Origin of the sequence: Pricia mediterranea, from assembly GCF_032248455.1 — a bacterium.
GTDB lineage: Bacteria > Bacteroidota > Bacteroidia > Flavobacteriales > Flavobacteriaceae > Pricia > Pricia mediterranea.
This window is the reverse complement of record NZ_JAVTTP010000001.1, coordinates 4,146,574-4,171,402: the sequence shown is the minus strand read 5'-3', so window position 1 is coordinate 4,171,402 and position 24,829 is coordinate 4,146,574. Positions and strand designations below refer to the sequence as shown.

General features: G+C 46.6%; 23 protein-coding genes. 12 read left to right on the top strand and 11 right to left on the bottom strand.

Features of this window, described 5'->3' with window-relative positions; genetic code table 11:
- Positions 1–97: 97 nt before the first annotated feature.
- On the bottom strand, positions 98–580 hold the full coding sequence (locus RQM65_RS17135; RefSeq protein WP_314016642.1) for an Lrp/AsnC family transcriptional regulator: 483 nt from the start codon (positions 578–580) through the stop codon (positions 98–100).
- A gap of 173 nt (positions 581–753) precedes the next feature.
- Positions 754–1,860: a M14 family metallopeptidase gene (locus tag RQM65_RS17130; RefSeq protein ID WP_314016641.1), complete on the bottom strand. Its 1,107-nt coding sequence runs from the start codon at positions 1,858–1,860 to the stop codon at positions 754–756.
- Between the two features lie 291 nt (positions 1,861–2,151).
- On the opposite strand from RQM65_RS17130, the gene RQM65_RS17125 reads away from it, so the two are divergent.
- Positions 2,152–2,568 (top strand): helix-turn-helix domain-containing protein, encoded by a 417-nt coding sequence (locus tag RQM65_RS17125; protein ID WP_314016640.1) that lies wholly within the window; start codon positions 2,152–2,154, stop codon positions 2,566–2,568.
- A 224-nt stretch (positions 2,569–2,792) separates the two neighbouring features.
- Positions 2,793–3,170, top strand: a complete 378-nt coding sequence (locus RQM65_RS17120) for a DNA topoisomerase IV (RefSeq protein ID WP_314016639.1) — start codon at positions 2,793–2,795, stop codon at positions 3,168–3,170.
- 137 nt (positions 3,171–3,307) lie between these two features.
- Here RQM65_RS17120 and RQM65_RS17115 read toward each other — a convergent pair whose 3' ends face one another.
- The 4 genes from RQM65_RS17115 to RQM65_RS17100 form a co-directional block, all read right to left on the bottom strand.
- Positions 3,308–4,264: a sterol desaturase family protein gene (locus RQM65_RS17115; protein ID WP_314016638.1), complete on the bottom strand. Its 957-nt coding sequence runs from the start codon at positions 4,262–4,264 to the stop codon at positions 3,308–3,310.
- Positions 4,265–4,347: 83 nt separating this feature from the next.
- Positions 4,348–4,779 (bottom strand): large conductance mechanosensitive channel protein MscL, encoded by a 432-nt coding sequence (gene mscL / locus RQM65_RS17110; RefSeq protein WP_314016637.1) that lies wholly within the window; start codon positions 4,777–4,779, stop codon positions 4,348–4,350.
- Positions 4,780–4,917: 138 nt separating this feature from the next.
- A complete protein-coding gene (locus RQM65_RS17105) occupies positions 4,918–7,737 on the bottom strand; it encodes a DNA gyrase/topoisomerase IV subunit A (RefSeq protein WP_314016636.1) in 2,820 nt (939 codons plus the stop codon).
- A 45-nt stretch (positions 7,738–7,782) separates the two neighbouring features.
- Positions 7,783–9,645 (bottom strand): DNA topoisomerase IV subunit B, encoded by a 1,863-nt coding sequence (locus RQM65_RS17100; RefSeq protein WP_314016635.1) that lies wholly within the window; start codon positions 9,643–9,645, stop codon positions 7,783–7,785.
- Between the two features lie 480 nt (positions 9,646–10,125).
- Between RQM65_RS17100 and RQM65_RS17095 the strand changes: the two genes are divergently transcribed.
- Together RQM65_RS17095 and RQM65_RS17090 are read left to right on the top strand one after the other, a co-directional pair.
- Entirely contained in the window at positions 10,126–11,088 is a 963-nt protein-coding gene (locus RQM65_RS17095) for a DnaJ C-terminal domain-containing protein (protein ID WP_314016634.1), read from the top strand.
- Positions 11,089–11,098: 10 nt separating this feature from the next.
- Positions 11,099–11,437, top strand: coding sequence for a chaperone modulator CbpM (locus RQM65_RS17090; RefSeq protein WP_314016633.1), 339 nt, complete (start codon positions 11,099–11,101; stop codon positions 11,435–11,437).
- 88 nt (positions 11,438–11,525) lie between these two features.
- On the opposite strand, the gene ychF is transcribed toward RQM65_RS17090, so the two are convergent.
- Together ychF and RQM65_RS17080 are read right to left on the bottom strand one after the other, a co-directional pair.
- Entirely contained in the window at positions 11,526–12,620 is a 1,095-nt protein-coding gene (ychF, locus tag RQM65_RS17085; protein ID WP_314016632.1) for a redox-regulated ATPase YchF, read from the bottom strand.
- 97 nt (positions 12,621–12,717) lie between these two features.
- On the bottom strand, positions 12,718–13,071 hold the full coding sequence (locus tag RQM65_RS17080) for a 4Fe-4S dicluster domain-containing protein (RefSeq protein WP_314016631.1): 354 nt from the start codon (positions 13,069–13,071) through the stop codon (positions 12,718–12,720).
- 146 nt (positions 13,072–13,217) lie between these two features.
- On the opposite strand from RQM65_RS17080, the gene RQM65_RS17075 reads away from it, so the two are divergent.
- From RQM65_RS17075 to RQM65_RS17050, 6 genes are all read left to right on the top strand, one after another.
- Positions 13,218–14,258, top strand: coding sequence for an acyl-CoA reductase (locus RQM65_RS17075; RefSeq protein WP_314016630.1), 1,041 nt, complete (start codon positions 13,218–13,220; stop codon positions 14,256–14,258).
- Positions 14,259–14,438: 180 nt separating this feature from the next.
- Entirely contained in the window at positions 14,439–15,503 is a 1,065-nt protein-coding gene (serC, locus tag RQM65_RS17070; RefSeq protein ID WP_314016629.1) for a 3-phosphoserine/phosphohydroxythreonine transaminase, read from the top strand.
- A complete protein-coding gene (locus RQM65_RS17065) occupies positions 15,500–16,450 on the top strand; it encodes a D-2-hydroxyacid dehydrogenase (protein WP_314016628.1) in 951 nt (316 codons plus the stop codon). Before serC ends, RQM65_RS17065 begins: the two co-directional genes overlap by 4 nt.
- Before the next feature lie 86 nt (positions 16,451–16,536).
- Positions 16,537–17,169 carry a DUF937 domain-containing protein gene (locus RQM65_RS17060; protein WP_314016627.1) on the top strand — a complete coding sequence of 211 codons (633 nt, stop codon included), beginning with the start codon at positions 16,537–16,539 and terminating at the stop codon, positions 17,167–17,169.
- Between the two features lie 228 nt (positions 17,170–17,397).
- On the top strand, positions 17,398–17,856 hold the full coding sequence (locus RQM65_RS17055; protein WP_314016626.1) for a DUF6146 family protein: 459 nt from the start codon (positions 17,398–17,400) through the stop codon (positions 17,854–17,856).
- A gap of 65 nt (positions 17,857–17,921) precedes the next feature.
- Positions 17,922–19,052 (top strand): TlpA disulfide reductase family protein, encoded by a 1,131-nt coding sequence (locus tag RQM65_RS17050; RefSeq protein ID WP_314016625.1) that lies wholly within the window; start codon positions 17,922–17,924, stop codon positions 19,050–19,052.
- A 152-nt stretch (positions 19,053–19,204) separates the two neighbouring features.
- On the opposite strand, the gene RQM65_RS17045 is transcribed toward RQM65_RS17050, so the two are convergent.
- Together RQM65_RS17045 and RQM65_RS17040 are read right to left on the bottom strand one after the other, a co-directional pair.
- Complete coding sequence (locus tag RQM65_RS17045) at positions 19,205–20,839, bottom strand: LVIVD repeat-containing protein (RefSeq protein ID WP_314016624.1); 1,635 nt, start codon at positions 20,837–20,839, stop codon at positions 19,205–19,207.
- A 218-nt stretch (positions 20,840–21,057) separates the two neighbouring features.
- Entirely contained in the window at positions 21,058–21,708 is a 651-nt protein-coding gene (locus RQM65_RS17040) for a rhomboid family intramembrane serine protease (RefSeq protein WP_314016623.1), read from the bottom strand.
- A gap of 56 nt (positions 21,709–21,764) precedes the next feature.
- Between RQM65_RS17040 and RQM65_RS17035 the strand changes: the two genes are divergently transcribed.
- A complete protein-coding gene (locus RQM65_RS17035) occupies positions 21,765–22,688 on the top strand; it encodes a lysophospholipid acyltransferase family protein (protein ID WP_314016622.1) in 924 nt (307 codons plus the stop codon).
- A gap of 41 nt (positions 22,689–22,729) precedes the next feature.
- Here RQM65_RS17035 and glmM read toward each other — a convergent pair whose 3' ends face one another.
- Positions 22,730–24,118 (bottom strand): phosphoglucosamine mutase, encoded by a 1,389-nt coding sequence (gene glmM, locus RQM65_RS17030; RefSeq protein WP_314016621.1) that lies wholly within the window; start codon positions 24,116–24,118, stop codon positions 22,730–22,732.
- 73 nt (positions 24,119–24,191) lie between these two features.
- Between glmM and RQM65_RS17025 the strand changes: the two genes are divergently transcribed.
- The gene (locus RQM65_RS17025; RefSeq protein ID WP_314016620.1) at positions 24,192–24,776 is read left to right on the top strand and encodes an acyl carrier protein phosphodiesterase; all 585 of its coding nucleotides are present in this window, start codon (positions 24,192–24,194) and stop codon (positions 24,774–24,776) included.
- Positions 24,777–24,829 lie beyond the last annotated feature (53 nt).

Sequence of the window (24,829 nt, the reverse complement as noted above, 5' to 3'; positions counted from 1 at the left end):
TCAGCCAGCCCAAAAAAATGCTCACATCATGGCTTCCATTTCGTCATTACGGTCATTGATCGACGCGGCACGATAGCATCGGTGAAGGTGAGAAGGACTAAAGTTCGTTGAAAATCATATGCATCAACCTTTTTTTATCGTTGAAGCTTTCTTCTAGCGAAATCATAGTTTCCGTGCGATTGATGCCATCGATATCATCGATCATGAAAATTATGTTTTTGGCATGGTTGGTATCCCTCGCCCGGATTTTACAGAAAATATTGAACTTGCCCGTAGTGATATGGGCGATAGTTACATTCGGAATCTGTTCCAACCGCTCCATCACAAATTTAGTCTGATGGGTTTTTTCAAGGAAAATTCCGACATAGGCTATAAAGGCGTACCCCAATTGTACATAATCAAGAGTCAACGAAGAGCCTCTAATAATTCCCGCTTCCTCCATTTTTTTTACCCTGACGTGTACCGTACCTGCCGAAATCAACAATTTCTTGGCGATGTCTGTGAAAGGCGTTCTGGTGTTCTCGATCAACATATCGAGAATTTGATGGTCGATTTCGTCTAGTTTTACTTTTCCTGCCATAATAATGTGCTATTTAATAATTTAAATCATTTAAAAGCGTTCGAGAAGAACGTTTTTATTCGAGCAAATTTTCAATGACAAAAGTAAAAAAATTAAGAAATAATATGCATGGAAAAGTTGATTTTTTTGATAAATACGTAATTATTTTACCGTTTCACAATAAATTCTTAAAATTAACGGAATAGATCGATCCAAGTTGGATTGCCTTCAATAATTTTAAAGTCCTCATCCGCCAACGCGTTGTAGGTCCGATGTCCGAAATACCCCTTCAGATTTCCCGATTTTTCGATTTTAGGGATAAATTCGATAGCACCATCTACCAAGGTTTCCTTATACAGAATACCCACCGCATCGCCCTCGATCAGGGAAGAATCCAGAACATGGGCATTATGCACAAGGATATCAAAATATCTTTTTTGATTTTCAGGAATCAAGAAGTAATCCGAGACATTCAGCTCATTAAAATCGTTCTCTGCTATAATGGTCAAGCCTTTCAGCAGGGCCTGAAATATAAACTTTCGGGTTTTCTCGCGTTCATAATCCTCGGGATAGTGTCCCGCTTCAAAAAGAACAGTAGGAGTGTCGGTCATTTGAAAGGCATCTCCAACACAGTTTGCATTGTAGGCGTCATCGTACCTTCCCACCTGCCCTGGAATCCGATTTTGCAGTTGTTCGTTCATCGCGACGACGAGCTTCATGGCCACGCCGCGGGATACAGAAACGCTTCTGGCCTCGTCATGGGCGGGTGCCAAAAAGGATACGGTAGCCGGTTTGGGAGTATTGCCCACATTGAATATAGTGCGTTGATCATGCAGATTGAAGCAATAGTCCGGCTGAAATTCGTCGAACACCTCACGAAGTACCCTACTTTCCGGTTGTGACCTTTCCTGCGCATCCCGATTAAGGTCGATACCATTGGCATTGGCCCGGGTATAGGCCATAGCTCCGTCGGGATTTAAAATAGGAATCATCATAATGGTACATTGCTTGAGAATAGTCCTGGAAGTAGGCAGATCTGCATTTAAATAATTAATCAGGTCCAAGACCGCCTTCGTCGTGGTCGATTCATTTCCGTGCATTTGAGACCACATCAGTATTTTAACGGGGCCCTCGCCAAGCTTCATTTGGTCAATGGGTACTCCCAGAACAGATTTGCCCACGGGACGGACCTCAAGATTCTTAGGCGCGCTCAAGAAATCTTCGATTTGGTCGTGAGTCAGGTAACGTCCACAAATGCCTTTTTCTTTTATGGATTGGTATTCTATTGAGGTTAAAGTCATCCTTCAAATTTTGCGATTTACAAAAGTAACATCAAAATAAATTACATTTGTAAACTATAACATTTCACTTTTGTAAACAAAGGCCGCGCTTGATTTCTGGTTTATATTTACGATTGTAAACTATTTGGAGTGAAAATTCATCTTTATATATATGTGTGTTCTATAAAAATGTCATTCAGGTGCTTATATAAGTTTAATTAAAGTATTAGATTATTATTTTAGGGTTGAATTTTAGGTTATGAGTAGGATGTGACCCTAGTAGTTTGTTATATTTAGACAAGAATATTTACAATGGTAAACAGTTCGGAATTTATTGGCCGCTTGGAGTATCTGCTTCAACATTACGATCTCACTGCTTCGGCTTTTGCAGAAAAAATTCAAGTGCAGCGTTCAAGCATTTCCCATCTCCTATCGGGACGTAACAAGCCCAGTCTCGAATTTGTATTGAAGGTGGTTAAGAGTTTTCCGGAAGTTAATTTATACTGGCTTTTAAACGGGAAAGGAACGTTTCCGCCTGAAAAGAACGGAAAGAGTGCTTCTACGGAGGGTACCGCGGCATTCAAAAATCCTCTAAAAGAAAGTGTCCACAAGACCGGGCCCGAAAGTCCCGGGAAATCCAAGGCCGCAATAGCGCGTATCGTAATTTTTTATACCGACGGAACCTTTGAGTCCCACACCCCGGCCAATACCAGTCCTGATGGATCATAGGTTTCGTATCCACCCGATCGACCAGAGCTAGCCTCCGTAAAGCCGTGTGTGTAGCGCCCGTGCAACTAAAATAAGCGAAGGACCATGAGCCGTTCTAGAGCGGAAACAATAAAATGAAAAAAAATCTTGAGTAGGCGGTGAAATGACCGGAAGTCTTCATGGGCGAGGTTTAAAAACGCGTTAAATCCTGCTCCGGACATATTTGTTTTTCTTAATTTGCGGCAATGATGAAAAGACTGCTTATATCGTGTCCCCTGGTGCTATTATTGGCTTCATGCTACCAACCGCAAAGAGATTGTAAAAGTTTCAAGAATGGAAGGTACACGTTTACGACCACCATCGACGGCGAAGAGAAAACCACCCTGTTCGTCCGAAATGATACTATGGAAATAGATTATTTTGAGGGGAAGGCGGACACTTCGGCCGTGCGGTGGATCAACGACTGTGAATACGTAGTAAAAAAATTCAATCCCAACAGTTTAGCCGAGGAGAAATCCGTTCATATGAAGATTCTTTCTACCACCGATGACTCCTACACCTTCGAATATGGGATTGTCGGGAGAGATAAGAAATCCACCGGAACGGCTGTCAGAGAGCAGTAAAAAGGTTCCGATTTTTCTTCTGTCTTTACTGAACCATTACGTCACCCCGCCGTAGCTAATATGCCAGGTACCAAGTTATTGGAAAGCGGTAGGGCCAAGTTGGATACCTTAGCTGCCGCACGCAGGAATAGCTCAAGCTAGTTCGGCCGACTGTAGGCCACTTCGGGGTTCTTGGCTTGCTGCTCCCGAAACAACCGCTGCTGCTGTTTAACGGTCAGGGTACTGCCATCATGGCTCCATCCTGGAGGGCCGAAAATGTACATAAGTTTGTGCGAAAATTTGTCCGCCTTTTTGACGTCCGCCCAAATATCCTTGAACTCGTGGGTCAGAATCACGAGAGGATTGTAGGAGTCCGGTGCGTGAATGACCCCAAACTTCACCTCGATGTCATCATCCAACTCCTTCCAAGTGCCGAACATCTTGTCGAAGATATTCAGAAAACCTCCGTGGTTCTTATCCAGATACTCCACGTTCTGCGAATGGTGGACCTGGTGCATGGTGTGGGTGTTGAATATTTTCTCGACCCATCCCATTTTAGGGACATATTTGGTATGCAACTGAAACTGCCATAATGATTCTATGGCCAAGCAGACGATGACCATCTCCACTGGGAAGCCTATCGCAGGCATCCACATATAGAAAAACGGCTTGTACAGCAAGGTGAACCACCCATTACGGACCGCGGTGCCGAGATTGAAATTATCGGAGGAGTGGTGTACGATATGGGCGGCCCAGAGTATACGCACCTCATGATTGGCACGATGGAACCAATAATAGGTAAAATCATCGGCCAACTGGCACAAGATCCATACGTACCATGCATAACCGAAGGACTCGTAACCCATGATATTGGTACGTACACCGTCAACCACTGGGTTGAACATCTCATACGTAAATTCGAAAACAACGATAAGTACGGTTACCTTGAGTAACGGCCCCAAAATAGCGGAACCGACACCCATAGTACCGCTGGCCAATAAATCTTTCCAATCGTATAAATCCTCATTGCCGTGGGTGTGGCTATAGGTGAGCTCTAATAGAATAAAGGCGATAAAAGCAGGTACGCCGTAAACGAGGGGGTTCGTAAAATCCATCAATCAAATTTTGACAAAGATAGTATTTATGAGAGCCATTATGACCCCATGACCGAAATTTAAAGGCTTTAACAAGCTATTTCCTATTTTTTTCGGAGGATGGCATTTTGTTCCTCCATCAATTTCTCAAGATTCGATAAAAGTTCGATGTTCTTGGGCGTTTCGACCGTTTTATTTTTGGGATCCTCCGATTTTTCCTTGAATCGATTGATAAACCGGATGACCACAAAAATGGTCAGGGCGATAATCAAAAAATCGATGGACACCTCTAGCATTTCACCGTATCCAATGGCTATTTCATCTTGACTCTCAGTGGCTTGTCGCATTACGTATTTTCTGTCCGAGAGATGTACTCCATCGGTCAAAAGCGATAAGGGCGGCATGACCACTTTTTTCACCAAGGTATTGACTACATTGTTAAATGCCGTACCAATAATAATGCCGATGGCCATATCTATCATATTGCCCTTGATGGCAAAATTCTTGAATTCTTGAAAGAAACTTTTTGAAGCCATTTCTATGTATTTGTAAAATCATGTGTTCCGTCAATCCCCTGAAGTGAATTAACGTAAACCAATTATGAATCATTACTTATTTTCAGTACCAGTTTTAATGGTCCTAGAATACTTAACCAGGTCGTTCAAGGCCGTCCTTTAATCGAAGAGCGTAGGTTGGTCATCCCCATTATCTTTATTTTCTTTTGGGGAGGGTTTTCTTGGCGTAGCATTTTCTGATGAATCAGTTTTGGATGAAGGATTGTCGGATTTTTTACTGCCGTTTCCCGAACTGGATTCCTCGTCCCCCAATGGCTCGTTTCCTGCATCTTTTTCGTTGTTATCGTCATCGCCCCCTTCGACATCCTCCGTGTTGGAATGCTCCGGCGGTTCGTAAGGCAAAGGTGATAGTCCGCTGATTTCGAGCACCTTGTCCTTCGTAAGTTGATTGCCCCTGGCAGTGATGCCCTTTACGGCGATGAATTCCTCCAGGTCCAATACCCAATTCTCCTTGCGTTCCTGCCCCCGTTTTTTGGCGAATACTATTTCTGCCCTCGGACGATAATCGGTGAAAAATCGCTCTAAATAGGATTTTGGGTGGTCGGTAAGGATGTTCTCTTCCTTATCGGGATTCTCGATAAGAAAGCGTTTAACATAGAATAGTTCTTTTTCCCCGTCCCAATAGATGGCGGACAGGGGTTTTTCGGGAATCCATTTTTCTAGGATGATTATATTCTCATCAAAATGCAGGGTTATTTCAGGGATGACGGTTTTTACAAGTCCGTCTTGATTGACGATCAACAACCGATCTCCACTCCGGAATTCCCCCATAAACTCTCCTCTTTCATCGTTGTTCAGGCGATGGACGGTCTCGTCAAACCAAAGTTTTCGGGGTTTTAGGGTAGATAGTCCCTTTTCCTTTAGTTCGATTCGTTTTACGGGATTCTTAGTCACCAGATTTCCTCTGGCGCCACGTCCCTTTATGGAAATATCGGCAAAATCGATATCCCACTTCAGTTTCTTGATTTTGCCGGACCGGCGTAGATGTACCGTAACGATTTCCGCTTCGCCGTTGGGATTGCCTGAAAAATAGTACACCTGAGTTCCGGGCTTCCCCTTACCGACATTATACAGCTTCTCCCGGGTAATACTGACCACATTAAAGCGCTTGATATAGGTAGCCCCCCCCTTTCCGTTGCGATAGATTATATTGTAAACGGTGCGTTTGTCTTTTTTCTTGAATACGGCGACATAGATAATGCCCTTGCCCACGAAGATTTTGGAATCTACCTTAAAGACCATCATCTTACCCGTCTTGGTAAAAGCGATGATATCATCGATATCACTGCAATCGGTCACATACTCGTCCCGTTTGAGCGAGGTACCCACAAAGCCCTCTTCGCGGTTGACGTAGAGCTTCGTATTCCGGATAACGACCTTGGTGGCCTCGATATCCTCGAAAATACGGATTTCGGATTTCCGTTCCCTGCCTTCCCCGTATGTATCCTTGAGATTCTGGAAGTAATCGATTGCGTATTCTACCAAGTGGGCCAAATGATGTTTGACCTCGGCAATCTTCTTTTCTAGATTGTCCAAATTTTGCTGGGCCTTGTCCAAATCGAACTTGGAAATACGTTTGATACGGATTTCCGTCAAACGGACAATATCTTCCTCGGTCACGGCCCGCCGCAAGTTCTTGGTAAAAGGTTTCAGGCCTTTGTCGATAGCGGCAATGACCCCTTCCCAAGTTTCCTCTTCCTCGATATCTCGATAGATGCGGTTCTCGATAAAAATTCTCTCAAGGGATGCAAAATGCCATTGTTCCTCCAGTTCGGAGAGTTGTATCTCCAGTTCCTGTTTTAGAAGATCGACGGTAGCGTCAGTGGAGCGCCGCAGCATTTCGCTCACCCCGATAAAAAGCGGCTTATTGTCCTCGATAATACAGCTAAGGGGCGAGATCGAGGTTTCACAGGCCGTAAAGGCATATAGAGCGTCAATGGTCTTATCGGGAGAGATATTATTGGGCAGATGAATCATCAACTCTACCTCCGCGGCGGTATTATCATCGATTTTCTTGATCTTGATCTTGCCCTTATCGTTGGCCTTGAGGATGGATTCTTTTAAAGTAGTAGTGTTGGTCCCGTAGGGTATCTCGCTAATAACCAACGTCGATTTGGTATGCTGGGCTATCTTGGCCCGCACCCGCACCTTTCCGCCCCGCATCCCGTCGTTGTAATTGGAAACATCGATAACACCGGCAGTAGGGAAATCGGGGAACAGCTTGAAGCGTTTGCCCTGCAAGTGCTTGATGGAGGCGTCGATGAGCTCATTAAAATTGTGGGGCATGATCTTGGTGGAGAGCCCCACGGCAATCCCCTCCGCCCCTTGTGCCAACAGCAATGGGAATTTTACGGGCAGGTTGACGGGCTCTTTTTTCCGACCGTCGTACGAAAGCTGCCATTCCGTTATTTTAGGACTGAACACCACCTCTAGCGCAAATTTGGATAGCCGGGCCTCGATGTATCTAGGAGCCGCCGCGCCATCACCCGTGAGAATGTTCCCCCAGTTGCCCTGTGTATCGATCAGCAGGTCTTTCTGTCCGATCTGCACCATGGCGTCGGCAATACTCGCATCGCCGTGCGGATGGTATTGCATGGTATGGCCCACCACATTGGCGACTTTGTTATAGCGCCCGTCGTCGAGATCCTTGAGGGAATGCATGATACGCCGCTGCACGGGCTTGAACCCGTCTTCTATTGCGGGAACGGCCCGCTCTAGAATGACGTACGACGCATAGTCCAAGAACCAATCCTTGTACATTCCGGTCACCCGGGTCAAGGCATCGTTCGAGCCTACGTCTTGGTTGTGTTCTTGTTCTTCTTCGGGGGAGTTATCATTACTATCGTCCGAAGACTGGTTTTGGTTCTCCGCTTCGTCGTCTCCTCCTGCGGGTACGTTCAGTTCGTCATTTTCATCCATTCGGAAAGACTGGTATTATTATGACCTGTTTGGCTACAGGTTGGTTTACAATTGGTTTTCCTCGACCAGGTCAACTTCTACTTTAAGGTTTTCTATAATGAATTCTTGCCGGTCAGGGGTATTTTTACCCATGTAGAATTTCAAGAGCTGTTCGATGGATATGGCCTTGTCCAACATCACAGGCTCCAGCCGGATATCGTCCCCAATAAAATGTTGGAACTCGTCCGGCGATATTTCGCCGAGTCCCTTGAACCGGGTAATTTCCAATTTTCCCGATAGGGTATTGATGGCCTCCTTCCGTTCTTCCTCACTGTAGCAATATCTGGTCTCTTTTTTGTTCCGCACCCGGAAAAGCGGGGTTTGCAGAATATACAGATGACCTTCCTTGATCAGTTCCGGAAAAAACTGAAGGAAGAAGGTGATCAACAACAACCGGATGTGCATGCCGTCCACATCGGCATCCGTGGCGATTACAATATTATTATAGCGCAGGTCCTCCAAAGATTCCTCGATGTTCAAGGCCGCCTGCAATAGATTGAACTCTTCGTTTTCATATACGATTTTTTTGGACATGTTGTAGGAGTTCAACGGCTTGCCCCGCAGGCTGAACACGGCCTGGGTGTTCACGTCCCTCGATTTGGTGATCGATCCTGAGGCGGAATCGCCCTCGGTTATGAACAGGGTACTTTCAAGGCGCCTGTCGTTCTTCATATCCTCCAGATGTACCCGGCAATCCCGCAGCTTCTTGTTGTGCAAGCTGGCTTTCTTGGCCCGGTCCCGCGCCAATTTACGAATGCCCGAAAGCTCCTTTCGCTCTTTTTCGGCCATCAAGATCTTCCGTTGCAGCTTATCCGCGGTCTCGGGATACTTGTGCAGATAGTTGTCTAAATATCGCCCTACAAAATCGTTGATATAGGTGCGTACCGTGGGGAAATCGCCGCCCATGTCGGTAGAGCCCAGTTTGGTCTTGGTCTGGCTCTCGAAGACCGGCTCCATCACCTTGATGGAAATGGCGGAGATGATGGACTTCCGAATATCGGACGCGTCGAAATTCTTGCCGTAAAAATCGCGGATGGTCTTCACGAGCGCCTCCCGAAAGGCACTTTGGTGGGTGCCGCCCTGGGTGGTATGTTGGCCGTTTACGAACGAATGGTAGCTTTCGCTGTACTGGGTTTTGCTATGGGTCATGGCCACCTCGATATCGTCTCCCTTTAGATGGATGACCGGATATAAGAGGTCTTCCTTATGGTTATTATCCTCTAAAAGATCTTTGAGTCCATTTTCGGAGTGGAACTTTTCCCCGTTAAAGACGATGGTCAGTCCCGGATTCAAATAGACGTAGTTCTTGAGCATGCGCTCGACATACTCGTTGCGATACTTGTACTTTTTGAAGATGCCCTCATCGGGCGTAAAGGTAATCTTTGTGCCGCGACGGCGACTGGTCTCATCGAGAAGCTCCTCGTTCTTAAGCTCTCCCACCTCGAATTCGGCGGACTTGGATTTGCCGTCGCGGGTACTTTCCACCCGAAAATAGCTGGAGAGCGCGTTGACCGCTTTGGTACCGACCCCATTGAGGCCGACGGACTTTTTAAAGGCGCGGGTGTCGTACTTGCCGCCTGTGTTCATTTTAGATACCACATCGACTACTTTTCCCAAAGGAATTCCCCGGCCGTAGTCCCGTACTATGACCCGGTCTCCGTGGATGGAAATCTCGATAGTCTTGCCCGCCCCCATCACGAACTCGTCAATGGAATTATCCAAAGTTTCTTTTAAAAGGATGTAAATTCCGTCATCGGCGGACGATCCGTCCCCCAATTTACCGATGTACATCCCGGGGCGTAGCCGAATGTGCTCTTTCCAATCGAGCGAGCGGATATTATCTTCTGTATATTGGCTGTTGTCGGACATGGTCAGTATTTTACCGGTGTGGCTAAAGATAAGGCGACTTGCAAAAATAGGAAACCCCTAGGCTTTAAAGTAATTAACAATGAAAGTTGTTGGATTGTTGATATATCCAACGTGAAATATCCTATTTTATGCTGTAGGACGGAAAATTCCAAGGCTCTTCCCCAATTTTAGCGAAAAATTATGGATGAAATTCAGAGTGACAAAAAACAAAAGGAATTAGGAACAAGGATAATTGAAGGCAAAAGGGTGTTTTTAGGCAATACCTTGTCTTTTTGGGAGGCTTCGGTAGGTTTATTCTCTCCTTTTGTTCTTGCTTGCCCTTTCCTGTGTTTTACCACTAGCAAACCGTATCTATGGCCGGTCAGGCACCTAGATCTTTACTGAAAATTTAAAGTTTTCATTTCCGTGCTAACAAAAATGGGCAAAAAGCTCAAGGCAAGTCATTAACTTTTTTTAAATTTCGAACCACAACTGAATGCTATGGATTTCATCGATTACTACAAAGTGCTCGGACTGGAAAAGAACGCGTCCGAGGCGGAAATAAAAAAGGCCTATCGCAAATTGGCGCGCAAGCACCACCCCGATCTCAATCCCGATAACAAAGCTTCCCAGCATAAATTCCAGCAGATCAACGAGGCCAATGAGGTGCTGAGCGACCCTGAAAAACGGAAAAAATACGATAAGTACGGCAAGGAATGGCAGCACGCCGACGCCTACGAAGAGGCCCAAAAGCGACAGTCCGCCTCGGGCGGGTTCGGAGGAGGCTTTGGAGGAGCCTCCGGAGGTGGATTTGGCGGTGGATTCGGCGGCGGCGGCCAATACCGAACGACGGGTGATTTCTCCGAAAGCGAGTTTTCCGACTTCTTCGAGTCCATGTTCGGAGGAGCATCCGGCGGTTCAAGAAGAAGTAGCGGTAGAGGCACACGTCAATTTAAGGGTCAGGACTTTAACGCCAGTCTTCGATTGAACCTGACCGACATCATTAGCTCTCAAAAACAGACCATTGATCTGGGCGAGAAGAAAATCCGTCTGACCATTCCCGCGGGGGTAGAAGACGGGCAGACCATCAAGATAAAAGGCTATGGGGCCGAAGGCATGAACGGAGGGCCAAAAGGGGACCTCTACCTTACGTTTCAAGTATTCAACAACACCGCATTTCAACGTGTTGGCGACGACCTTTACAAAACAGTGGAAATCGACTTGTACAAAGCCCTACTGGGCGGGGAGATACAGGTGGACACCCTGAGCGGGAAAGTTAAGTTAAAGGTCAAGCCCGAATCCCAAAGCGATACCAAAGTGAAGTTAAAGGGGAAAGGCATGCCCAAATACAAGAAGGAAAATCAGGCAGGGGACCTTTATGTAACCTATAAGGTAGTACTTCCTAAGGACTTGACGGACAAGGAAAAGAAATTATTTAAAGAACTTTCGAAATTGAGAAAATAAACAAACCCCCTTGCGTAAATCAACCTGTTCGCCGCGCGGCAGGTACAGCACTTACATCATGGAAAAAGAAAACTATATTTTAGTCCGACGGTATTGCGAGCGGACCCATATACCCGATTCGTTCATTAGCGCCCTGAACGAATTCGGACTCATTGAATGCAAGCAAATCGAAACGGAAATCTATATCTCGGACGAAGAAATCCCCGAAATCGAACGTTTTGATCGCCTTCACAACGACTTAGGGATTAACTTAGAAGGAATAGATGCCCTAGACCATATGCTGCGACGCCTTCGGGAAATGGAAAACGAAATGAACGTGCTTAGGAAAAGGCTTCGACTTTATGAGTGAAATAAAATTCCTGGTCCCATAATAAAATGGGATTTAGCACATGGCATTTGGAAGGTGATTCCTCGTGGAATTTGAAAACCCTACACTCTTACACGTTAAACCGAAAGTGCACCACATCGCCATCCTTCACAACGTAATCCTTGCCCTCGATCCTCATTTTTCCCGCCTCCTTGACTTTGGCCTCGCTGCCGTAGTTGACATAATCGGCATAGGAAATGACCTCGGCCCGGATAAAGCCCTTTTCGAAGTCGGTATGGATAACTCCCGCAGCCTGAGGGGCACTAGCTCCTACTGGTATGGTCCAGGCCCTTACTTCCTTCTCCCCCGCCGTAAAGTATGTTTCCAGATCCAACAGCTTGTAGGCGCCCCGGATTAATTTCGCCGAACCCGGCTCTTTCAGTCCCAGATCCTCCAAGAACATTTGTCGTTCCTCGTAGGTATCCAGCTCGGTGATATCGGCCTCCGTGCCGACGGCCAGCACGATGACCTCGGCATTCTCATCGGTTACGGCCTCCTTCACTTTTTCCACATAGGCGTTCCCCGTAGCAGCCGATTCCTCGTCCACATTGCAGACATACATCACTGGTTTATCGGTAATAAACTGTAAGGGTCTTACAAATTCGTCCCGCTCCTCTTTCGATAGGTCGATAGCCCTCACCGACACACCACTTTCCAATCCCGATTTTACCTTTCCGAGTACGGTCGCTTCCTTTAGGGCATCCTTGTTACCGGTCTTCCCGGCCCTTTTGACCTTATCAAGCTTCTTTTCCACCGTCTCCAGATCCTTCAGCTGCAATTCCATATCGATGGTCTCCTTATCCCGAATGGGGTCTACGGAACCGTCCACATGCACCACGTTCTCATCGTCGAAACAGCGCAACACATGCAAAATAGCATCTGTCTCGCGGATATTCCCCAAAAATTGGTTGCCCAGGCCCTCGCCTTTACTAGCTCCTTTCACAAGTCCCGCAATATCGACGATTTCTACCGTTGCCGGCAAGACCCGTTGCGGATCGACCAATTCTTCAAGCTTTAACAAGCGTTCGTCCGGCACGTTGACGACCCCGATATTGGGTTCGATGGTACAGAAAGGGAAGTTAGCGCTCTGCGCCTTGGCGTTGGAGAGGCAATTAAAAAGGGTGGACTTGCCAACATTGGGCAGTCCTACGATACCTGCTTTCATTTTTTCGGAATAAAGATAAAAGAATAGCGATAAGAGACTAGAGGCTGTTGTTGCTCTTGAACTTCTACTTACACTTGAATTTGCACTTGCACCTGAATTATCCCTCGGGATGCATAAACGCCTGCTTTGCCAATAAGGTCTCCTCGCTCTCGACGTGATCCTCGTCGGGCACACAGCAGTCCACCGGACAGACCGCGGCACACTGGGGTTCTTCGTGAAAGCCCATACATTCAGTGCATTTATCGGGAGATATGTAGTAGATTTCATCGCTGATCGGTTCTTGCACCTCTTCGGCGTTGACCTCCTTGCCGCTGGGCAGCACAACGTCGCCCTCTAAAGACGTGCCGTCACTGTAACGCCATTCATCGGCCCCCTCATATATTGCGGTATTCGGGCACTCCGGCTCGCAGGCCCCGCAATTGATACATTCATCGGTTATAACTATTGCCATGTTGTCTATTTATGCCGCCGTGTTGCGGTATCTTCTCCCGGCATATCTCTATGTCGTTGAAAAGCTATTTTCTGTTAAGTATGCTTACTTTTGCAAAAATTGATGACAAAGATAAAGACTACACCGCTCTATCGCAAATCTAATCCATGAACGAACAACGCCGAATTTTTAGGGCTTTTACGGAACTCGGGGAATTTTTCCGGGATTTCTCCACGAGGGAAACCCATGAAGACGAATGGTCGCAACGATTACAGGAAACGATTGCCTTGGCCAAACATAAAAACGGATGGTTTACCAAGGACAATGTGGAATTCGCCCTGCGAAGTTGGGGGATGCTTTTGACGAAGAATCATCTTTCCAACTGGCTCGGTCGGTACGACCTCCGACAAAACAGTCCCAATACGGTCGCTATTATTATGGCCGGCAACATACCTCTGGTCGGTTTCCATGATCTGCTCTCCGTTGTAATGACCGGCAACAGGGCCTTGGCTAAACTGTCTTCCAACGACGATGTACTTATCGGTTTTATAAGGGATTATCTCATATCAATAGACCCTCTACTTGAAGATAGAATTATTTTTTCACAAGGAAGAATACAGGATTTCGACGCCGTCATCGCCACGGGAAGCAACAATACCGCCCGTTATTTTGAGCACTATTTCGGCAAGGTGCCGAATATCATCCGAAAGAACAGGAATTCGGTCGCCGCGCTGACGGGAAAAGAATCTCCCGAGCAGCTGGAGGCACTGGGCGAGGATATTTTTCGCTACTACGGCCTCGGATGTCGCAGCGTTTCTAAATTGTTTGTTCCGAGGGCCTACGATTTCGATACCTTTTTTAGGTCCATCTACAGCTATCACCCCATCGGGGAACAGAAAAAATACGCCAATAATTACGACTACAATAAAGCCGTTTACCTCATGTCCGACTTTGAAATATTGGACAACGGATTCTTGGTCCTTAAAGAAGATAATAGCTACGCATCGCCTATTGCTTCCCTGTTTTACGAAACCTACGACACGCTCGATCAGCTGAAATCACGTTTGCAAAACGATCAAGTTCAGTTACAGTGTGTGGTCGGCGAAGGCATCCTCGATGATGAAATTACCTTTGGCGAGACCCAGAAACCGTCCCTGACGGACTACGCCGATGGGGTGGACACTGTTGATTTCCTGTTGAAAAACTAATGGAATAAATCAGTTTCGATGCTTGTGCTTCCCAATAAATTCATGACCTTAGCGACGTTTTTAATAGGGTTATGTTAATGAGCCGAGGCGCTTATCCCCATCAAGCCAAATTGACTCGCCGACCAGCTCATTGAAGCACTGGTTTACCAAAATCTATTTCACTAATAAAATCCCCGAAAAATGAAAAAACATAATTTTAGCGCAGGCCCCTGCGCCCTTCCCCAGGAAGTTCTGGCAAAAGCCTCGCAAGCGGTAGTGGAATTGGATGATTCGGGACTCTCCTTGGTCGAGATTTCCCACCGTAGTGCCGCCTTTGTCAGAATAATGGAAAACGCGAGAAGTCTGGCCTTGGAACTCTTGGGGCTGGATGGCAAAGGGTATCACGCCCTGTTTCTACAAGGCGGTGCCAGCTTGGAATTTTTGATGGTCGCCTATAATATGTTGGAGAAAAAAGCCGGATATATTAACACGGGTACTTGGAGCGCCAAGGCCATCAAAGAAGCGAAACTCTTCGGTGAGATCGACGAGGTTGCTTCCTCAAAGAACGAAAACTACAACTATATACCCAAAGGATATACCATACCTGCCGACCTCGACTACCTGCATCTAACCTCGAACAACACGATTTTTGGCACCCAGTTCAAGGAATTCCCGAAAACTGCAGCGCCCTTGGTCTGCGACATGAGCTCGGATATTTTTTCAAGACAGATCGACTTTTCGCAATTCGGACTCATATATGCCGGAGCACAAAAAAATATGGGGCCCGCCGGTACCACCTTAGTGGTAGTCAGAGAGGATATTTTGGGGAAAGTTTCCCGCAACATCCCCTCTATGCTCGATTACCAGGTACATATAGGTAAGGACAGCATGTTCAATACCCCTCCGGTTTTCGCGGTCTATACCTCTATGTTGACCTTGGAATGGCTGAAAAATCTAGGTGGGATATCTGCAATTGAGGAAATTAACGACAAAAAGGCCCAGTTGATCTATTCCGAAATCGACCTGAACCCCGTTTTTAAAGGCTATGCCAAAAAAGAGGACCGTTCAACCATGAATGCCACTTTCGACCTCACGGATGGAAAACTGAAGGAGCCTTTTGAAAAAATGTGCCGGGAAGCGAATATAAACGGTATCAACGGTCACCGCTCAGTAGGTGGGTACCGCGCTTCGATGTACAATGCGCTCTCTCTCGAAAGCGTGGGAGTTTTGGTTGACATTATGAGTGAAATGGAAAGAAAAGCATGAAAATACTAGCCAACGACGGAATAGCACAATCCGGCATCGATGCGCTTGAGAAAGCAGGTTTTGAAGTCATTAGTGTAAAGGTAGCACAAGAACAGCTTCAGGACTATATCAATGACAATAACATCGACGGTCTCTTCGTGAGGAGTGCTACCAAAGTCCGGAAAGACCTGATCGACAACTGTCCCAATCTGAAACTGATCGGGCGCGGGGGCGTTGGAATGGATAATATTGACGTGGACTACGCGCGAAATAGGGGGTTGCACGTCATCAACACCCCTGCAGCCTCATCCGCCTCGGTCGCCGAGCTGGTATTCGCACATTTTTTCGGGGGCGTCCGCTATCTCTACGATGCCAACAGAAGTATGCCCCTCGAAGGGGACAGCAAGTTTAAACAGCTTAAAAAAACCTACGCCGGGGGAATCGAGCTTCACGGCAAAACCTTGGGCATCATCGGGTTCGGCAGAATCGGGAAGGCGACCGCCCGAATCGCCTTGGGCATAGGGATGAAGGTCATTTATCACGACCCTCTCATCGAACAGGCTACTATAAAAGTGCCTTTTTTTGATGGGCGTTCGCTACCGTTCGAATTTAAATCCCAGTCCAAAAGCAATGTCCTACAAAAATCCGATTTTATTACCCTTCACGTTCCCGCGCAGAAAGAGTATATTATCGGGAAAAAAGAAATCGAACTGATGCAACAGGGTGTCGGAATCGTAAATGCGGCCCGCGGCGGGGTATTGGATGAAGTCGCCCTGGTCGATGCCCTTGAAAGTGGAAAAATAGCCTTTGCCGGCCTCGACGTCTACGAATCCGAGCCTTCACCGGAAATCCGGATTTTAATGCATCCAAAAATTTCCCTTTCGCCCCATATCGGAGCAGCTACCGGCGAGGCCCAAGACCGGATAGGCCTGGAACTGGCCGAGCAGACCATCAATCTTTTGAAATAAACTTCTACGAATTTGGGTTTCTTCAAACACTCGTAAATCCTTTCTTTTTTGTACATTGTTACCTCAACTTTAAAACGAGATACCAGATGTCAGGATTATTGGATTTATTGAATAGCCCAACGGGCAAACAGATGATAAGCGGAGTGGCTGATCAGACCGGAAACTCTATCGATCAAACGGGCAGCGTACTAACTATGGCACTGCCGTTGTTGATGGGCGCCATGAAGAAGAACGCCGCAACCCCGGAAGGGGCACAAGGATTAATGAGCGCCCTTTCCAATAACCACGACGGAAGCATTCTCAACAATTTGAGCGGTCTCTTTGGCGGGGGCGTGGACGAGTCCGTAAAAAAGGATGGTGCCGGGATATTGGGACATGTGCTCGGAAACAAACAATCAAAGGTAGAAAGTGCCATCAGCCAAAAATCGGGAGTCGATACCAGTTCCGTAGCCTCCATACTCAAAATAGCCGCCCCCATACTGTTGGGGTTGATCGGTCAAAAGAAACAACAGGAGAATATCAATGAACCCAGCGGCATCCAAGACCTTTTGGGCAGCATGATGGGTGGCGGCCAACAAGCTAACAAGCAACAGTCCCTCATTGAATCTTTTCTTGATTCCGACGGGGATGGTAGCGTCCTCGATGATGTAGCCGCTTTGGCCCTGGGTGGGGACAAAGGAGGAATCGGCGGAATGCTCGGAGGTCTTTTCGGCAAATAATTTGCGATAGACCACAAGAATAGCTGGAGTAGTAAGAACCGAATGTAAGAACATGCGGTTTTTTTTGCTACGAACGATTCATTCCGTTCTTTTCGGCGAGCCCGAGTTGCCATTTGGCAAGCGCTCACAGTTGAAATGCGATGGCCATCCCAAATAAAATTGTGGTCCGTTGTATAGGATGGGGTTCTTGGTACGAATTTTGGTCCTTTTATATAAAAAATCAAGAACATGAAAAAATTACTTGTACCAATGGGCGCGGTAGCGTTTTTCATTCTGTGTGCGGCGAGTAGCTGCACTGCATCAAAAAAAGCCTTGGATGTAAAAGATCAAGAAAAGACAGTCTTTCAAGAGCAAGAGGGCGATACGGTGAAAATAGCCAGCGACAGTACCGAGTATGAAATAATCATCATTGAACCGGGGTTCAACACGTGGCTGGCCAGCATCGCCAAACCCGAGGGGTATTACTCCCAATCCTATTTGGAAAACCGCAACCAAACCTATGTCATCAACTGGAACCAAAGAGTTACCCAGCCCCTGCGATACAATCCCGACCTCTATGAAATGCGGATCGACTACAACGCCAACATCGATTACGGCTACGAAGTAAACTACAAGCTGTACAACTACTTCGTTTATTTTCAGCGAAAATACAACCAACGGCTGGGACCTTGGCTACCACGGATATAGATTAAATGTCAAACTTTTTTTTGTTGGGAGATATACCTACATTTGCGCGCTTAAAACTAAGATTAATGAAGAAAGTACTATTGACGGTCGGCATCGTATTAGGAATCGTCGCCTGTAACCAAGAGCCCGAAGGCTATACCCTGAATGGTAACCTGAGGGGGGACGTAGAAAACGGAACCCAGGTTTTTCTCAGAACTGTCGGTGAGAACAACCAACCCATCGATGTTGATACGGCCATGGTCGAGAACGGAAAATTTACGTTTACCGGTACTGCGGACACTCCCGAACTCAATTATATTTTTGTAGATAACCTGCAGGGCTATACCGCGGTAATCCTGGAAAATGGCGAGATAACGTTCAATGCGCAGAAAGATAGTTTGGGAATGGCCGAAATCGAAGGGACGCCCCAAAACGAAATCTTCCTCGATTATATGGAGCAGTCGAAGGAACTGACCGAGCAAGCCCAGTCCATACAAAGAGATATGCAACAGGCCAGTATGAAACAGGATACTGCCACGGCCAAGTCTTTACAGGATGAAATGATGGAGCTACAGGAAAAATATAAATCATTTGAGCTTGATTATATCGAGAACCATCCCGATGCCCTTATCTCTGCCCTTTTGATCGACCGTGCCTTAGGTACAGGAACCGTCACGGTGGAAGAGGCCCAGGAGATGTATGAAAAACTGTCCCCCGAAATCAAGAAAACAAAGGTAGCGCAGACCTTTCAAGAGCGGGTCGAAGGCCAAAAGCAGGCAGAAGCAAATGCGGAGAACGTCGCCATAGGTGCCAAGGCCCCAGAATTTACCGCCCCAACGCCCGATGGTGGTGAATTGGCCCTTAAGGACGCCCTGGGCAAACTGACCTTGGTCGATTTTTGGGCCGCGTGGTGCAAACCTTGCCGTGTCGAGAATCCCAATATTGTCAAGGTCTATGAAAAATACCACGACAAGGGATTGAACGTATTGGGAGTGTCGTTGGACAGAACGGAAGAAGCTTGGAAAAAAGCGATCGAAGATGACGGGTTGACCTGGCAGCATGTTTCTCACGTCGCTTACTTTAACGATCCCGTTGCCAAATTATATAACATCGATGCCATACCCGCCGCGTTTTTGTTGGATGAGAACGGGGTAATCGTCGCGAAGAATTTAAGGGGACCGGCCTTGGAGGCGAAAGTTTCGGAATTGTTAGATTGAACCGGCTATAAATCAAGATACTAAAAAGCCCCGACCAAATTTGGTCGGGGCTTTTTTGCTATTATTGGTCTCTTGCACCACACTTTCTGATTGTATGTGAGCAGCTGAATATCGTTTTTGTCGGATGTTTTAAGCCATCCAACGGAAGACCATTAAAATTTGTTGTGTACATCCTTGAAATCGCCAATTACTCGAGCACTTCCATTTCTATTGACCGAGCCAGAGACCAGCGCCATAGAACCCTCGCCGATAAATTCCAAGGTAGCGCCATCCTCCAGGTTCAAATCGCCATAAACGGCCAGATTACCTTCGACTCTGAGGGTGGCGTTCTTTTTGACCGTTATGTTCTTTCGCTTCCCGTTTCTGCCCACAATAAGGTTCCCCCTTATCTCGAAAAGTCCGGCTTCCCCAACTACGGCCCCATTGTTCAGGGTCCAGGAACCACAAAGTAATAGGCCACCATCGACAGTGACCTTATTAAATCGCTTTGCACCGCGATACGCTGCGGTATCTCCTTTGGCCACTTCCAAATTCGCTTTCCCCTGATAAAGTGGTAGGTCGGCACAGCGTGCGGCCAAGCTCTCATCAGGCCGGTTCAGCTTGATAATCTGCAAACCCGCTTTTCCGGAGGCCGCAAATACGTAATCTCCCTTAGATGCCACAAAATTGACCGAACCGCTGAGGTCGAGTACCCCGACCATTTCCATGGTCCTATCCTGCTTCTCCGAAAGGGACAGCCCTGCACCTCCGTTCGCCATGAGCAAGACGTTTTCATTAAGGGCAACGGCATTGGTAACGATATCGCTCTGGGCAACACCTTCGGGATTGATCAAAATTGGCAAATAATCCGTAAGGCTACCCGTGGATTTATTATAGATTCCCGCTCCTTTTGATCCCTCGGACACGATGACGTCGACATCGGAAACAACGAAGGTTCTTTTGGCGTAGTTACCGAAATCGGAATCGATGGCAATTTTTTGGACAGGGTTAAAATTTTTATCCAAAAAGTTGATCCCGATGCTCCCATCCAAAACGGCTACGTTGCCATCGTTCAAAGCAATTGAACGCAAATCGGCGAACGGGGCCTCCTTTAGCAATGACAGGTCCGACTTTTTATAGGAGGTCAAATAACCATCCTTACCACTTCCTACCAACACCGAATTCCCGGATACCTTAACATCCGTAGCGTTGAATCCCTCTTGAAAACCGAAGCTCATTCCCCCCTCAGTGTTCATTTTTCCATTGGAAGCCGGAATCTTGACCAAAAACGAATTCGAGGTTGCCCTGACAGACTTTTCCGAATCCACACCGCCAACGGCATAGACATATCCATCATTGTATTCGATGGCATTTATATCGGCATTCGTATAATATAGTCGTGAGGTCAGCCTGGGACGGGTCGGGTCGCCCACATGTACAATATCGATGGCACCCGCATAGTCGTCCTCGACCGTATTATAGGACACGTAGGCATAATTTCCATCAATATGAACGTGGGAAGCACCCAAATTTTTTGCGTCTTTATACGAGGGAGCCTCGACACGGGCAATCAAGGTCAACGGGTGGTCCCCAGCCTGCTCCTCCCCTTTGGCCGTCTTTCCTGAAAATTGATCCTCGTTGGATATTATTAAAACACCGGCGTCATCGAATAGGATACTATTTTCTAGGACGGCCTCGTTGCCCTCTATCGAAACATCTTCAGAAGTGTCTGTATATACAGTGGTTTCATCGCTACAGGAGCTTACAAAAACAGCCGTCAAAGCCGTAAGGAACATTTTTTTCATCATAAGTAGGTTTTTTAATCAATCGAATTCGAATTGCAATACCTACCTAAACGGCAAAAGGAATCCCAGGGTATAATTTCAGCTTTTTTTTCGATGAAATACAGGGAAAGTCCGACTTAGGAGCTCTTTTTAAACGGAAGGTACCCGATTAGTAGCCCAGGTAGTATCAAAAAAGATTGTCCGAAGAAAAAGGAGCCCGGATATGAAAATGCCGATACGCTTTAAATCTTCCCCATTTTCTGCATGACGAACAGAATAACTATAGGTATGGCCAATAATCCGACCATCAGGGTCTGGGTAAAGATAAGATCCGGCTGAAAGAGCAAGGTGAGGGCGAAGCCCCCTATCGCCCCTCCGAAATGGGCGGTATGCCCGATATTGCCCGCCCGGCTTTTCATTCCGTAAATGGAATACAATAGATATCCAATACCGACCACGTAAGCGGGTATCGGAATGGGAATGAACATCAGGAAAAGGTCCATACCCGGCTGCAGTAGGATAGCGGCGTACAGCACCCCAATAACCGCACCACTAGCCCCAACTGCGCTATACTGAGGTTCATTCTTATGAAAGAAAACACCAAAAAGGCTTCCGGCCAGCAAGCTAGCAAGATAGATACCGATAAATTTCCCCGGTCCGAACCAACGGATGACCACATTCGCAAAAAAATATAAGGTAAACATGTTAAAGAAGAGATGGGCCATATCAACGTGCAGAAATCCAGAGGTAACCAGTCGCTCCTTCTGCCCTCCGTTTATGGCAGATATATTAAATTTATAACGCTCAAAAAACGAGTTGTCGTTAAAGCCTTTTATCGAAACCAGAATGTTGGCGGCAATCAAAGCGATTGTGGCAAAATGAAGGTCGTACATGGGAAAGAAAATTTATCGCGCCAAATATAGTTATATTTGTATAGCAACCACCAACCATGCAACTACTTATCTTCACACTTACCTATCCCCTACTTTGGGTGATTTCGGTATTGCCCTATCGACCGTTCTACATCTTTTCCGATTTTATGTTTTTTTTGATTTACCGGATTATCGGGTATCGAAAAAAGGTAGTCCGAACCAATCTAAAGTTGGTCTTTCCGGAAAAGTCCCCATCGGAACGCCGCAAAATAGAAATTGGTTTTTATCGGCACCTATGCGATATGTTCTTGGAAATGGTAAAGACCATGAACCTATCTAAAGCGGCTGTCAAAAAACGCTATGCGATTCAGAATATCGAGGTTTTGCAGGAAATCGAAAAAGAGAAAAGTATTCTTATCGTGTGCTCCCACTATGCGAACTGGGAATGGAACGTGAGTATCAATAACTACGTGGAAGCCAAGGGATACGCGGTCTACCAGAAAATCGGAAATGCCTATTTTGACCGTTGGATAAAGAGAGTACGTGCCCGTTGGAACACCACCTTGATTACTTCTGAAGAAACGGTCAAAACCGTAGTGCGCAATAAAAGGGACGGTATTATCGGTATTTTCGGAATGGTAAGCGACCAGAGTCCGCAATGGTTTCGTGCCCAATATTGGACTGAATTCATGGGCATTAAAGTACCGGTCATCAACGGCGCGGAGACCATGGCGCGAAAAATGGATTTGGCCGTGGTTTTTCTAAAAGTGTCCAAAGTTAAAAGAGGGTATTACGAGGCGCAGCTCATTCCTATAACCAAATCGGGGGCACGCACTGAAAAGAACGAGATAACGGATCAATTTTTACGGCTCACCGAGCAACAGATCCGTGAAAAACCCGAATATTATTTGTGGACCCATAAGCGCTGGAAACACCGGGACAAAGTGCCCCCCGCATTTGCAGCAACACGTTGTTCCCGACAGGCTGGACCCAAATCTTAAGTCGAGTTCGAAACTGCCGTCAATCGAGCATAAGCGGCACCCTAGACCGCAATACTATTCTCAATTTCCCCGATAATGCGATCGGCGAGACCATCGGCCCGATCCTGGCTCTTGGCCTCGGTATATATTCGGATAATCGGTTCGGTATTCGATTTTCGCATATGGACCCAATTCTCCGGAAAATCGATTTTTAGACCATCGACAGTAGAAATTTTCTCGTTTTTATACTTTTTTTCCATCCTTTTAAGAACGGCGTCCACATCGATTTCGGGGGTCAACTGGATTTTCTTTTTGCTCATAAAATAAGAAGGATAGCCAGCACGGAGCTCGGCGACCGTCCCGCCCCTTTCGGCCATCAACATGAGAAACAAGGCCGTACCGACCAAGGAATCGCGCCCGTAATGGCTTTCAGGATAGATAATGCCTCCGTTGCCCTCGCCTCCAATAATGGCATCGCTGGCTTTCATTTGGGCAACTACATTGACTTCGCCAACGGCCGAGGCTGTATAGGTACCACCATGTTTTTCGGTAATGTCGCGCAGCGCCCGTGTAGAGGATAGGTTGGAAACGGTATTTCCCTTGGTTTTCCCCAAAACGTAATCCGCACAGGCGACCAGGGTGTACTCTTCCCCGAACATTTCGCCTTTATTGTCGATAAAGGCCAATCGGTCGACATCGGGATCTACCACAAGTCCGAAGTCCGCTTTTTCATCTACGACTCGCTTGCAGAGATCACCCAGATGTTCTTTTAAAGGTTCCGGATTGTGCGGAAAATGTCCGGTAGGCTCGCAGTACAGCTTTACGGTCTCAACGCCCAAAGCTTCCAAAAGTTTTGGAATGGCGATTCCCCCAGTGGAATTTACGCCGTCGACCACTACCTTGAACTTAGCTTTACGAATGGTTTCGGCATCTACTAAGGATAATTGTAAGACCTCATCAACGTGGATATCCATGTAAGCGTCGTTTCTGACAACTTCCCCCAGATCGTCTACCTCGGAAAATTCAAAATCTTCCTTTTCTGCGATTTTCAAGATTTTCGCGCCTTGTTCAGCATCCAAAAACTCCCCTTTTTCATTCAATAATTTGAGGGCGTTCCATTCTTTCGGATTATGGCTGGCAGTCAGGATAATGCCCCCGTCCGCGTTCTCCAACGGAACGGCAATCTCGACGGTCGGAGTTGTCGATAGGTCGAGATCTACCACATCGATTCCCAGACCGATCAAGGTAGAAACGACCAAATTTTGAATCATTTCCCCCGATAATCTGGCATCTCGGCCAATAACTACTTTCAGGGTGCCTTTTTTAGAATATTCCTTGAGCCAGATGCCATAGGCCGCGGCAAACTTTACGGTATCCAAAGGCGTGAGATTGTCCCCTGGTTTACCGCCGATAGTGCCCCGTATTCCCGAAATTGATTTGATGAGTGTCATAGCTTGTTAAAAGTTTGAGCAAATATACGGGTCTAGAATGAATCGGTACAGTTGCAATTTGTAAATTCGACCTATGAATTTTTTGGCTCATATCTATCTTTCTTTTGAGGATGATGAAATTACCGTGGGGAATTTTATCGCCGATAGCATCCGAGGGAATAAGTTCTCGCACCTGCCGGAGCGCGTACAGAAAGGGATTATCTTACATCGCGAGATCGATACCTTTACCGATACGCACCCCATCCCTAAAAAAAGCAGCAAAAGATTGCACAAAAATTACAGTCATTATAGCCGGATTATCGTGGACATTTTCTATGATCATTTCTTGGCCAAAAACTGGAAAACGTATTCCGAACGACCCTTGGTGGATTTTGTGGACGACTTTTACGACTTGTTAGAGGATAATTATCGGATTTTGCCCGAAGGGGTCAAGCGAATGATGCCGTATATGATAGCGGACAATTGGCTTGTCAACTATGCGAAGTTGGAAGGAATAGGAAAGGCCTTGGAAGGTATGAACCGCAGAACAAGAAATAAATCAAAAATGAATTTTGCCATTTTCGACCTTGAGGAACATTATAAGGCTTTTGAAAGGGAGTTTAGCGATTTTTTTGGGGAATTGGTGGTATTTTCGAAAGAAAGATACCTTTCATTGTAAGCGGGGCGAGCATCGATGGACCACCAAATTCAAAACAGTCCCAAAGAAACACA